The sequence below is a fragment of the Acidovorax sp. NCPPB 3576 genome, from assembly GCF_028473605.1.
In the GTDB taxonomy this organism is placed as follows: Bacteria; Pseudomonadota; Gammaproteobacteria; order Burkholderiales; family Burkholderiaceae_C; genus Paracidovorax.
On the sequence record NZ_CP097267.1, the window covers coordinates 3058980 to 3071137 of the forward strand.

Here is a 12158-nt window from a genome sequence, read left to right on the forward strand (position 1 = left end):
TGGAGAGTATGCAATGGCCATCCCGGGTACTGCCAATGGAGGCACCCACAAGGCGTTGCAATGTTTTCAAGTGCGGATCATGCCACGGTGAGGAATTCGCCCCAAAAACAATGCGAACCATTCGCAATATCATTTAACATGCCGGCTTGAAAAACAGCGCCCTGGTGGGGAGCCCCGGGGAGATTTTTCCCCGGGGCGCTCGCTGCGCCTCGCTGGCCCTTCGTGGCGGCCTCCTGCCGCCACCGCCCCTCCCGATTGCGCCCATGCCACCTCCGATCGAACCACCGTCCGACCTCCGACCCACGCCCGGCGGCTTCCTCCCGCTGTGGGGCTGGCCCATCGCATTGGGGGTACTCACAGCCACCGGGCTGTTGAGCGCGTTGGTCAGCGATGGCTGGGGAGACGTCTGGTCCTGGGTGGCACTGGGCGTGCCGGTGGCCGTGATGGCCTGGTTCGGCCTGCGCCGCCGCCCGCCCTCGCCCTAGCCGCCGCCTGTTTCCCTTTCCATGCGCTTCGTCCTCTGCGGATTCGCCACGCTGCGCCGATGCTCTTCCATGCCCTTTCCTGAACCCGCCCGTTGACGTCCATGCCCATGAATCAGCACACCCCCATCGCCCTGGCCGTCGCACTGGCCCTTGCCACGCTCGCAGGTCAGGCAAGCGCCCAGACCGCAGCCGCGCCCGCGGACGCCCCGACCTTGCCCACGGTCACCGTAGGCGCCAGCGCGGATGCATCGGCACAGGGCCTGTCGCCCGCCTACCCTGGCGGCCAGGTCGCCCGTGGGGGGCGCGCCGGCATCCTGGGCACGCGCGATGCGATGGAGACGCCCTTCAGCATCACCAGCTACACCAATGAACTGATCCAGGACCGGCAGGCGCGCAGCGTGGGCGAGGTGCTGCAGAACGATGCCGGCGTGCGGCTGGCGCGCGGCTTCGGCAACTTCCAGGAAACGTATTTCATCCGTGGCTTCCTGCTGGACTCGGACGACGTGGCCTACAACGGCCTGTACAGCCTGCTGCCGCGCCAGTACATCGCGACCGAGCTCTTCGAGCGCGTGGAGCTGCTGCGAGGCGCTTCGGCGTTCCTGAACGGCGCGGCACCCAACGGCGGCGGCATCGGCGGCGCGATCAACCTGCTGCCCAAGCGCGCCCCGAACGAGCCGCTGTCGCGCGTGACCGTGGGCACGGGCTCGGGCGGGTACGGCCAGGTGTCCACCGACATCGCGCGCCGCTTCGGCCCCGACAACAGCACCGGCATCCGCCTGAATGCCGCCTACCGCGACGGCGACACCGCCGTGGACCATGAAAAGAGCCAGCTGGGCCTGGTCTCCGTGGGCCTCGACTGGCGCAGCCGCGACGTGCGCCTGTCGGGCGACATCGGCTGGCAGGACAACCAACTCAAGGGCACGCGCACCAACGTCACGCTCAACGGCGCGAACGCCAGCTTCATTCCCGCCGCGCCGAACGCCTCGGCCAACTTCTCGCAGCCCTGGACGTACTCCAACGAGCGCGACCTGTTCGGCACCTTCCGCGGCGAAGTGGACATCAGCCCCGATGTGACCGCGTGGGGCGCCTGGGGCCTGCGCCGCAGCGAAGAATCCAACTCGCTGGCCAACCTCAGCGTGAGCAACTCGGCCACGGGCGAAGGCAGTACCTACCGCTTCGACAACACCCGCAAGGACCGCGTGAACACGGGCGAGGCCGGCGTGCGCGGCAAGGCCCGCACGGGCAGCGTGGGCCATGAATGGGTGGCCTCGGCCTCGTACTTCGATGCCGAGAAAGACAACGCCTATGCGTTCGACTTCTTGAACACGCGCGCGGGCAGCCTCTATGCCTACATGCCCTACGCACAGCCCGCCTTCAGCGCGGGTACGGGCTATGGCGGCACGCTCGCCAGCCCCAACCTGACCGGCCGCACCCGCATGACCAGCTTCGCGGTGGGCGACACGGTGTCCTTCGTGCAAGACACCGTCCTGGTCACGCTGGGTTTGCGCCACCAGAAGCTCGACGTGGCCGACTACGCCTACGGCACCTCGGCGCTGGTCACCCGCTACGAGCAAAGCCGCACCAGCCCCCTGGCGAGCGCCGTGTTCAAGGCCAGCAAGCAGCTGTCGCTGTACGCCAACTATGTCGAGAGCCTGAGCAAGGGCGAAACCGCGCCCGCCACGGCCAACGGCACGCCGGTGGTCAACCGCGGCGAGCAACTGTCGCCCTACGTCGCCAAGCAAAAGGAGATCGGCCTCAAGTACGACGCCGGCCGCATCGGCGGCTCGCTCGCCCTGTTCAGCACGACCAAGCCGCGCGCCATCGTCAACGCGGCCAACGTGTTCGCCTCGTCCGGCAAGGACCGCCACCAGGGCGTGGAGCTCAACGTGTACGGCGAGGCCATGCGCGGCCTGCGCGTGCTCGGCGGCATGACGTGGCTGGATGCCAAGCAGCGCGAGACCGGCAATGCCGCGCTCAACGGCAACCGCGTGATCGGCGTGCCGCGCCTGCAGGCGAACCTGGGCGCGGAATGGGACGTGCCAGGCGCGCAGGGCCTGGCCCTGGACGCGCGCGTGGTGCGCACCGGCGCCACCTATGCCAACGACGCCAACACCCTGCGCGTGCCCGCTTGGACGCGCCTGGACATGGGCGTGCGCTACGCCACCGAGTGGAGCGGCCGCCTGGTCACCCTGCGCGCCCGCGTGGACAACGCCACCGACCGCAACTACTGGGCTTCCGCCGGCGGCTACCCGGGCTCCGGCTACCTGGTGGTGGCGGCGCCCCGCACGTTCACGCTGAGCGCCAGCGTGGATTTCTGATCCTGCCGCGACGCCCCCATCCATCGCACCGACCATGCTGACCGCACGCTCCCTCAAGACCTGGACCTGGCTGCACAAGTGGAGCAGCCTGGTCTGCACCGTGTTCATGCTGCTGCTGTGCCTCACGGGCCTGCCGCTGATCTTCCACCACGAGATCGGGCACCTGCTCGGCACCGAGGTGGAAGCCCCGCCCATGCCCGCCGGCACGCCACACGTCAGCCTGGACCGCGTACTGGAGGTGGCGCGCGCGCAGCACCCGGACCGCGTGGTGCAGTTCGCCTCGCAGCCCGAGGACAGCACCGACCTGTGGTTCGCCACCCTCACGCCCACGCCCGCCCCCACCGAGGATTTCCGCTCGGTGGCGGTGGATGCGCGCACCGGCGCCCTGCTGGCGCAGCCGCGCTTCGACGAGGGGTTCATGTACGTGATGTTCAAGCTGCACGTGGACCTGTTCGCGGGCCTGGCGGGCAAGCTGTTCCTGGGCTTCATGGGCCTGCTGCTGCTGGTGGCCATCGTCACGGGCGTGGTGCTGTATGCGCCCTTCATGCGCAAGCTGCGCTTCGGCGAGGTGCGGCGCGAGCGTTCGACCCGCGTGAAATGGCTGGACCTGCACAACCTGCTGGGCATCGTCACGCTGGTATGGGCCTTCGTGGTGGGTGGCACCGGGATGATCAACACCTGGGCCGACCTGCTCGTCAAATACTGGCAGTACGACGAACTGAGCGCGCTGCTGGCGCCCTACAACGGCCAGCCGGTCACGCCCGTGGCCGAGCGCGCCTCGGTGCAGAAGTCGCTGGACGCCGCAATGGCGCGCGCACCGGGCACCAAGCTGTCGTTCATCGCGTTTCCGGGCACGTCGTTTTCCAGCCCGCACCACCACACGTTCTTCCTGCGCGGCAACGAACCGCTCACGTCGCGGCTGCTGCAGCCGGTGCTGGTGGACGCCAAGACGGCCGAGGTGACCGCCGCGCCGAAGCTGCCGTGGTACCTGGTGGCCCTGCTGGTGTCGCAGCCGCTGCACTTCGGCGACTACGGCGGCATGCCGATGAAGATCCTCTGGGCGCTGCTGGACATCGCCACCATCATCGTGCTGGGCAGCGGGCTCTACCTCTGGCTGGGCCGCAGGGCCGCCAGCCCGGCGACCGCATCCTCTGGAAAAACGGCCAGCGGGGAAGCCGCCCTGGCCTCCCCGCTGACGGCGGCACGCGCACCGCTCAAGCGGTAGCCAGGGCAAGGCGGCGCGCGGCCCAGCCGCGCATCAGGCGGGGCACGACCAGCACCGCCACCACGATCACCATCAGCGCGAGCGACATGGGCCGCGTCACGAAGATCGACCAGCTGCCCTCGCCGATCGAGATCGCGTTGCGCATCTGGGCCTCGGCCAGCGGGCCGAGGATCATGCCCACGACGACTGGTGCGGTGGGGAAGTCGAACCGGCGCATCAGCACGCCCAGCACGCCGATGCCATACAGCAGGAACAGATCGAACGCGCTCTGGCGCATGCCGTAGGCCCCCACCGTGGCGAAGATCAGGATGCCCGCATACAGCTGGGGCTTCGGAATCTTGAGCAGCTTGACCCACAGGCCGACCATGGGCAGGTTGAGCACCAGCAGCATCACGTTGCCGATGTACAGCGAGGCGATCAGCGCCCACACCAGCGTGGCCGACGTGGTGAACAACTGCGGGCCGGGGTTGATGCCGTAGTTCTGGAACGCGCCCAGCAGCACGGCCGTCGTGTTGGAAGTAGGAATGCCCAGCGTGAGCAGCGGGATCATCGCGGCCGTCACCGTGGCGTTGTTGGCGGCCTCGGGGCCAGCCACGCCTTCGATGGCGCCTTCCTTGCCGAACTCGGCCTTGTTGTCACCCTTGGCCAGCTTCTTTTCGGTGGCATAGCTCAGGAAGGTCGGGATCTCCGTGCCGCCGGCGGGAATGCAGCCGAACGGCGTGCCGATCAGCGTGCCGCGCAGCCAGGCGGGAATGGAGCGCTTCCAGTCCCGTGCCGTCATGTGCACGCGGCCCATGCGGTTTTGCGTGTCCACCACGCGGCCTTCGTACATGGCGGCATACAGCACCTCGGCCACGGCGAACAGGCCCACGGCCACCAGCACGATGTCGATGCCGTCCAGCAGCTCGGGCTGGCCGGCCGTGTAGCGCGCCGCGCCGGAGATCTGGTCCATGCCGACCAGGCCCGCGGCCAGGCCAACGAACAGCGCCGTGAGGCCACGCACCGTGCTCTTGCCCAGCACCGCGCTCACGGTGGTGAAGGCCAGCACCATCAGCATGAAATATTCCGGTGGCCCCAGGCGCACGGCGAAGTCCGCCACATAAGGCGCGAACAGCGTCACCACCACGGTGGCGATGGTGCCGGCGACGAACGAGCCGATGGCCGCGGTGGCCAGCGCCGCGCCCGCACGCCCGCTCTTGGCCATCTTGTTGCCTTCCATGGCCGTGACCATGCTCGCCGTCTCCCCGGGCGTGTTCAGCAGGATCGAGGTGGTCGATCCCCCATACATCGCGCCGTAGTAGATGCCGGCGAAGAAGATCATCGAGGCCGTGACCTCGACCTTGGCGGTGATCGGCAGCAGCATGGCCACGGCCACGGCCGGGCCGATGCCCGGCAGCACGCCCACGGCGGTGCCCAGCGCGCAGCCCACCAGGGCCCACAGGAGATTGGCCGGAGTGGCCGCGGTGGCGAAACCCGCCAGCAATGCGTCGAAGATTTCCATCACAGCCACCCTGTTTGCGTGAGGCCTGGCAGGTTGATCGCCAGGAATTGCGTGAAAGCCCAATAGACCGGCGCCGAGATCAGCGCGCCGGTCAGCACGTCCATCGCCCAGGTGCGCGCCGAGCCGGCCGATGGCTGCCCGGCCGCCCGGCGCAGCCCTTGCACCGCCAGCACGTAGCACAGCGTGCAGCTCAGGATGAAGCCCACCGTGGCGATCAGCGCCGCGTTCAGCAGCAGCCCGGCCGACACCCAGACGAACGCCAGCTTGTTGGCGCGCGCCGCGCCGCCGGGCTCGTCCATCGAACGAAAGCCGCCCGACAGCGCCTCCCACACCAGCACCGCACCGCACACCGCCAGCACACCGGCCACCAGCCAGGGCAGGAAGCTCGGGCCCACGCCGCCGTAGCCCGCGTTCGAGGGAATGCTCACGGCGCCGAAGGCCAGGCCGCCCGCGATCAGCACCACGGCGGCGCCTACGGCCGCCTGCATGCGCGCGCCGGGCACCGTGCTGGGCCCCGGGTCGGGCTCGGCCAGGGAAGGGGGGGAAGAAGCGATAGGCTCCGACATGCTTGTGTCCTCGTCATCCCCCGGGGCCACCGGCACGGGGTGCATTGATTTCAGCGCTGGGGTTCGGCGGCCGCGCAGGTCACGGCGGTGCGCCACCCGGGCCGGGCGCCGCACCGCAGGAAAGCGGCCTGGTCAGGCCATTCCCGCCTTGACCATCGTGGCGCGCAGGCTGGCGAATTCGGCATCGACGAACGCGCCGAACTCGTCGCCGGCCAGCCATGCGGGCGTCCAGTCGTTCTTCTCCAGCGACTCGGCCCAGCTCTTGCTCTTGAGCGCCTTGGCCACCATGTCCACCAGTCCCTTGCGCTGCTCGGCCGAGATGCCCGGGGCGGCATACACGCCGCGCCAGTTGCCGATCTCCACATTGATGCCCTGCTCCTTGAGCGTGGGCACCGAAGAGCCCTTCAGGCGCTGGCCCGAGGTCACCGCCACCGGCACCATCTTCTTGGTGTTGATGTACTCGGCCATCTCGCTGTAGCCGCCACCGCCGATGGTCACGTTGCCGCCCAGGATGGCCGCGATCGCCTCGCCGCCTCCGCGGAATGCCACGTAGTTGATCTTGGCCGGGTCCACGCCGGCCTCGCGGGCGATCATCGCCGCGGCGATGTGCTCGGTGGAGCCGCGCGAGCCGCCCCCCCACTTCACGCTGCCGGGGTCTTTCTTGAGCTGGGCGATCACCTCGCCCATGGTCTTGAAAGGCGAACTGGTCGGCAGCACGAACACGTTGTATTCGCTCGTCAGCCGCGCGATCGGCGTGGCCTGCGACAGGTTCACGGGCGGCTTGCCCGTGATGATCCCGCCCACCATCACCGAGCCCATCACCATCAGCGCGTTGGGATCGCCCTTGCTGGAATTGACGAACTGCGCCAGGCCGATGGCCCCGGCCGCCCCGCCCTTGTTGTCGTAGGTGACGGACGAGGCCACGCCGGCGTCCTGCAGCGCCCGGCCCAGGGCGCGGCCCGTGGTGTCCCAGCCGCCGCCGGGGTTGGCGGGCAGCATCATCTTGACGGCGGTGGCAGCACGGGCCGACAGAGGCAGCGCACCGGCCGCGGCCAGGGCCGCCAGGGATTTGAGGAAGGTGTCGCGACGCATCGTTGTCTCCTGCATTAATCGTTGTACGAACGGGCCGATGATGCGCGCCGTTCCTGTCAAACGGCTGTCCGCGCGCTCAGGGTAAACACCCATCTTCGGCACCGCTGCGAGCGGTGCTAAGGTGCCGCGCATGCAACTGCTTCTCGTGGAAGACGACCCGGCCATGCAGGCCACGCTGCAACGCTCCCTGACCCGCCGCGGCATGGAAGTGACCGCCCTCGGCGATGGTCGCGCCGCCCTCGCGCAATGGACGGCGCGCGCCCCGGATGCCGTCGTGCTGGACCTCACCCTGCCCGGCCTCGACGGCCTGCAGGTGCTGCAGCAGGCGCGTGCCAAGGGACTGCGCACGCCCGTGCTGCTGCTCACCGCGCGCGGCACCGTGGGCGACCGCGTTCTGGGCCTGAACGCCGGCGCCGACGACTACCTGCCCAAGCCCTTCGACCTGGACGAACTGGAGGCGCGGCTGCGCGCGCTGGTGCGCCGGACCGGCGAGGTGCCTGAGGCCAAATCGGCCTCCAGCACAATCAACATCGCGGCAGTGCGCTACGAAAAAGATAGCGGCGCCATTTACCTTGGCAGCGAGGTCATGGAGTTCACCCCACGTGAGCTGGCCCTCATGCACGCCCTGCTCGCCCAGCCCGGCCACGCGGTCACCAAGGAGCGGCTGTACGAGCTGGTCTTTCCTGGCCAGTTGGACGTGCAATACGAAGCCATCGAGGTCGTCGTCTACCGGCTGCGCAAGAAGCTGGTCGGCACGGGCCTCACGCTCATGACCCTGCGGGGCCTGGGCTACCTGCTCAAGGCCGATGCATGAAGCGCGCCGCCGCGCGGCCCCGCATGCGATCGCTGCGCCGGCAGCTGCTGGTGGGCATCCTCGTGCCTGCCTCGCTGTTCATCGCCTACAACACCCACAGCCTTTACCGGCAGACCCTGGCATCGCTGCACACGGCCTATGACCGCACCTTGCTCGCTTCCGCCAAGAGCATCAGCGAGCAGATCGACGTGACCGGCTACGACGACGACGCCCAGCTGCGCGCCATCGTGCCGTACTCCGCGCTGGAGGCCTTCGAGGCCGACAACCAAAGCCGCATGTTCTACCGCGTGTCCAACCTGCACGGGGGCCTCGTGTCTGGATTCGAAGAACTGCCGTTCTGGCACGGCACCATCCCCCCACGCCCACCCTATGCGGCACTGGTGGACTTCTACGACGACCAGTTCCGAGGCCGCCCCGTGCGCGTGGCCGTGCTGCTGCAGCCCGTGGCCACGCCCCAGGGCCGCGGCATGGCCGTGATCCAGGTGGCCGAAACGCTGGAGCTGCGCCAGACCCTGGCCCTGCAGATCCTGTGGACCACGCTGGCGCGGCAGGCGCTGCTGGTGTTGGCCATCGGCGTCATCGTCGTGCTGGTGGTGCAGCAGGCCACGCGCCCGGTGCGACAGCTCAGCACCCGGCTGCAGAACCGGTCGGAGGACGACCTGCGTCCCATCTCGGCGACGTCCGCGCCGCGCGAACTGCAGCCGCTCATCGACGCCACCAACCACGTCATGCTGCGGCTGTCGCATCTGCTGGCGCACCAGAAACGCTTCGTGCGCGATGCCTCGCACCAGCTGCGCACGCCGCTGGCCGTGCTCAAGACCCAGGTGCAGTCCGCGCTGCGCGGCGATGCCCCCCCGGAACAGGCGCTGCACGAGATCAGCGACACCGTGGAGCGCGCCACCCAGTTGGCCAACCAGATGCTGGCGCTGGCCAAGGTGGAGCAGTTGCGCCAGCAAAGCGCCCCACCCGTGACCCGGCTGGACGAAGAGCTGCGGGCGATCGCCCTGGAGCTGTCGCCCCTCATCGCCCAGCGCGACCTGGACTTCGGCATCCACACCGATCCCGCCCCCGTGCAGGCGCACGAATGGATGCTGCGCGAACTCACCCGCAACCTGCTGCACAACGCGATCCGCCACACGCCGGTGTCCGGCGTGCTGTCGGTCGAACTGCGCACGGACGGGCGCCACGTGGCGCTGACCGTGGCCGATACCGGAACCGGCATCGATGCCGAACTGGCGCAACGCCTGTTCCAACCCTTTTCTGCCGGCGACGTGCGCACCGGCTCCGGCTTAGGGCTGGCCATCTGCCAGGAGATCGTGCAGGCCCTGGGAGGGCAGATCGAGTTGTCCAACCGCATGGAAGGCGCCCGGATTGCGGGACTGGATGCAGTGGTGCGGCTTCCGTTGGCATCGGCCGACAACCCGCCGCACGCCGATCGGAAGAAAATGGCCGAATGAACCCTCCCGAATCGATGCGCCTGGACAAATGGCTGTGGTGCGCCCGCTTCTATAAAACCAGGTCGCTGGCCGTGGAAGAGATCGGCAAAGGCCGCGTGACCGTCAACGGGCAAGCGGTCAAAGCCGCCCGGGAACTGCGCGCTGGCGACACCATCGCCTTGCGCCAGGGCCCTGTGCAACGCATGGTTCTCGTGCGGGCACTGAGCGGCGTGCGTGGCCCGGCGCCCGTCGCGCAATTGCTTTACGAAGAAACACAGGAAAGCATCGCCGCCCGGGAAAACGCCGCGGAACAACGCCGCTTGGCCCCGGAGCCCGCGGCCAGCCTGCATGAAGGCCGTCCCACCAAGCGCGACCGGCGCAGCATCGATCAGGCCCGGGATTGGGGCAGCCGCTGGAGCGCGTCCGCCGACGACTGAATTGAAGGCCTTTGGGCGGGAGCTCGGCGAAGACGGCAAGCGCGACAGCACAAAGCTGTGACCGAGCCCACCAGCTGTGACCATGTGCACAAAAAGAAATGCCCGCACAAGGGCGGGCAAAGTCGGGCAGGCATTGCAGCCTGGTCACAGCCCGAATTCCTCAGGGGAGGCGATGCCCCATTCGGTGGAATCCATTTTGGACATGACCCTTACTCCCCGCTGACAGCACAAAAAAAAGAATGCCCGCACGAGGCGGGCAAAACTTGCTAAAGAGCAAGAAAGGGAGGTGTCGGCTGGAGGTGCCGACGGGATGAATCATAACCCTTGAATGCATGAAAAAAGCAGGTCTATCGTTTCGCCTGTTGGAATTTGAGAAATATGCTATTCGTGGCGATAAATCTGCTGGATTTTGAAGCGCGCCTGCAGGCTTTGTCATATGCGCTGACCTAACGCCTCATCCGAAGCGCCAGTGTCATATTTCCCATGCCGTCACAAAAGACGCAATTCGTTACCTCAAACCATTCCTGCCTGACTTCCGAGTCAGGCTTCTCCTACGCCCCTTTGCGTGGTGAAAGCGCAACCTCCAATGCTCTTGAAGCCGTTTCAGATGCGTTTGTTTGTTAACGCCATCTGCTGACACAAGGAAGCAAGGAAAAGCGATGCGGATTGACCATCCTTCGGAAGCTCAGGAAGACAAGCTGGATGTCCTGCTACCAAGGCTCCAGTCATTTCAATAACCACCCCATTCCAATCCCATGGACAACTATCCGGCCAGGAGCGCGAGACATCGCGGCCTCATGCAACAGTTCACGCCCTTGAATCTATCTACCAGTTGGACGGAGTACACCGTGGTGAAAGCCCGCGGCGTACGCATCGTTGCATTGGCCGGGCAAGCCCCCTATTCGGCCAACGGGTACACCGTGCAGAACGCCGTCGGCTGCATCGAAATTACCGGCGGAAAAGTCGGTGCCAATGGCACCATGCTGATGATCGGATTCACCCTGGATGCAGCAGTGCCGCCACCTGCGTTCGAAATTCTGTCGGGCGACGCCGTCGGCATGATGACGCTGCCTGCCCAATGTTTTGCAGCCTATGCCGCGATTGCGAACACGATCGGCGCGCACTTTCGGATCGGCGCGGATGGGCTGCTCAATGCACTGGCAACGGACGCGGCTTCGCTGTACTTGACATCTGCAACCTGACGTCTTCTTCGATCGCAGCCCGTGGAGGGGCCGATGGAGGGGATTGACATGCGCTGGCCGCACTTACCGCATCTCACAGGCTGTATCAAACCCCCCGAACTATCATCGCTCAGCCTGGCCAGGTGGCGGGGTCTCAGGCCAAAGCCGTGTCCACTCGCGGTGACGGCGTTTGTGCTCAGCGCGCGCGCGCCGGGTGCATTCACCCTGTCTTTTTTTGTGGTCTGAGAGAGGGCATACCCAATGCGGAGCTTCAACCACTCTCCACCCTACATCCATGCACGAACCACTGAGAGCGCGGCTTGCTGCGCTCAAGACCGAGCTTTCTGCAGGCGAACAACAACTCCGGCAATTGGAGGCGCGGCAAGCTGAACTCAGGGACACGCTGATGCGCATCCGGGGCGCGATCCAAGTATTGGAGGAACTGGAACAGGAATCCGCTGCGCAAGGCAAATGAGCGCAACGAATCAACGCGCTCTCCGAGCCTTGCCCGCCCCTGCTCTCAGGGTTTGGCCGATATCTTCGTCCAATGGAGAAGCCACTGCGTGGTGGCTGTCCATGGGTTCCGCTGACGCGAATTCAGCGAGGCAAAACGGTATTTGGGGTCTTACCAGCTTCATGCGCCGGTTGCTCGTCGGCTGACGGACCCTCGGGCTCCACCAGATTTCCCGCAGCAGCCCCACCCAACGCGCCCGCCACGGCCCCGACAGTGCCGCCCACAAACACCCCGACAGGCCCCGCCACCGCCGCGCCAACGGCCGCGCCTGCGGCGGCGCCGGCCATGACACCGCCGCCCGTCAGAGATGATTTGGATTCGCGCTCGGCTTCCTCAGGAGACAGCGCATATTGGGCGGCCACAGCCGGGTCCTGCGAAGGAATGCCATGGCCAGGCCGGGCCTGCTGTGCCAAGTCAGAATCATCAGGTCTTGTTTCAGCCAGGGGCGTAGTGGGTGCGTTCATGGTGGCTCCTTTAAGGTTGTCGCGTCACGAGCGAAATGCTCGGTACAGTTCCGTTGTAAAGAGCCGTTTGCAAGCGTGGCGCCGTCCCGAACACTGCGTGGATGTCGGACGACACGCAATCGCGG

General features: G+C 67.0%; 12 protein-coding genes. 8 read left to right on the top strand and 4 right to left on the bottom strand.

Annotated elements, in window-relative coordinates; all coding sequences use genetic code 11:
• Window positions 1–263: 263 nt before the first annotated feature.
• The 3 genes from M5C98_RS14000 to M5C98_RS14010 all read left to right on the top strand — a co-directional run bounded on the left by M5C98_RS14000 (window position 264) and on the right by M5C98_RS14010 (window position 4028).
• Window positions 264–485 carry a hypothetical protein gene (locus tag M5C98_RS14000; RefSeq protein ID WP_272548038.1) on the top strand — a complete coding sequence of 74 codons (222 nt, stop codon included), beginning with the start codon at window positions 264–266 and terminating at the stop codon, window positions 483–485.
• Window positions 486–592: 107 nt separating this feature from the next.
• On the top strand, window positions 593–2803 hold the full coding sequence (locus M5C98_RS14005; RefSeq protein WP_272548039.1) for a TonB-dependent receptor: 2211 nt from the start codon (window positions 593–595) through the stop codon (window positions 2801–2803).
• A gap of 34 nt (window positions 2804–2837) precedes the next feature.
• Window positions 2838–4028 (top strand): PepSY-associated TM helix domain-containing protein, encoded by a 1191-nt coding sequence (locus tag M5C98_RS14010; RefSeq protein ID WP_442867182.1) that lies wholly within the window; start codon window positions 2838–2840, stop codon window positions 4026–4028.
• Here M5C98_RS14010 and M5C98_RS14015 read toward each other — a convergent pair.
• From M5C98_RS14015 to M5C98_RS14025, 3 genes are all read right to left on the bottom strand, one after another.
• Window positions 4018–5529, bottom strand: coding sequence for a tripartite tricarboxylate transporter permease (locus M5C98_RS14015; protein ID WP_272548040.1), 1512 nt, complete (start codon window positions 5527–5529; stop codon window positions 4018–4020). The two genes, M5C98_RS14010 and M5C98_RS14015, sit on opposite strands and share 11 nt — an antisense overlap.
• Window positions 5529–6095 (bottom strand): tripartite tricarboxylate transporter TctB family protein, encoded by a 567-nt coding sequence (locus tag M5C98_RS14020; RefSeq protein WP_272548041.1) that lies wholly within the window; start codon window positions 6093–6095, stop codon window positions 5529–5531. Before M5C98_RS14020 ends, M5C98_RS14015 begins: the two co-directional genes overlap by 1 nt.
• Before the next feature lie 132 nt (window positions 6096–6227).
• On the bottom strand, window positions 6228–7187 hold the full coding sequence (locus M5C98_RS14025) for a Bug family tripartite tricarboxylate transporter substrate binding protein (RefSeq protein WP_272548042.1): 960 nt from the start codon (window positions 7185–7187) through the stop codon (window positions 6228–6230).
• A 130-nt stretch (window positions 7188–7317) separates the two neighbouring features.
• Between M5C98_RS14025 and M5C98_RS14030 the strand changes: the two genes are divergently transcribed.
• From M5C98_RS14030 to M5C98_RS14050, 5 genes are all read left to right on the top strand, one after another.
• Window positions 7318–8001: a response regulator transcription factor gene (locus tag M5C98_RS14030; RefSeq protein ID WP_272548043.1), complete on the top strand. Its 684-nt coding sequence runs from the start codon at window positions 7318–7320 to the stop codon at window positions 7999–8001.
• Window positions 7998–9458, top strand: coding sequence for a sensor histidine kinase (locus tag M5C98_RS14035; protein WP_272548044.1), 1461 nt, complete (start codon window positions 7998–8000; stop codon window positions 9456–9458). Before M5C98_RS14030 ends, M5C98_RS14035 begins: the two co-directional genes overlap by 4 nt.
• On the top strand, window positions 9455–9874 hold the full coding sequence (locus tag M5C98_RS14040) for an RNA-binding S4 domain-containing protein (RefSeq protein ID WP_272548045.1): 420 nt from the start codon (window positions 9455–9457) through the stop codon (window positions 9872–9874). The genes M5C98_RS14035 and M5C98_RS14040 overlap by 4 nt, the downstream gene beginning before the upstream one ends.
• Before the next feature lie 755 nt (window positions 9875–10629).
• Entirely contained in the window at window positions 10630–11076 is a 447-nt protein-coding gene (locus M5C98_RS14045; protein WP_272548046.1) for a hypothetical protein, read from the top strand.
• 274 nt (window positions 11077–11350) lie between these two features.
• Window positions 11351–11530: a hypothetical protein gene (locus M5C98_RS14050; RefSeq protein WP_272548047.1), complete on the top strand. Its 180-nt coding sequence runs from the start codon at window positions 11351–11353 to the stop codon at window positions 11528–11530.
• A 122-nt stretch (window positions 11531–11652) separates the two neighbouring features.
• Here the strand turns inward: M5C98_RS14050 and M5C98_RS14055 are convergent, their stop codons facing one another.
• Window positions 11653–12033 (bottom strand): hypothetical protein, encoded by a 381-nt coding sequence (locus tag M5C98_RS14055; protein ID WP_272548048.1) that lies wholly within the window; start codon window positions 12031–12033, stop codon window positions 11653–11655.
• Window positions 12034–12158 lie beyond the last annotated feature (125 nt).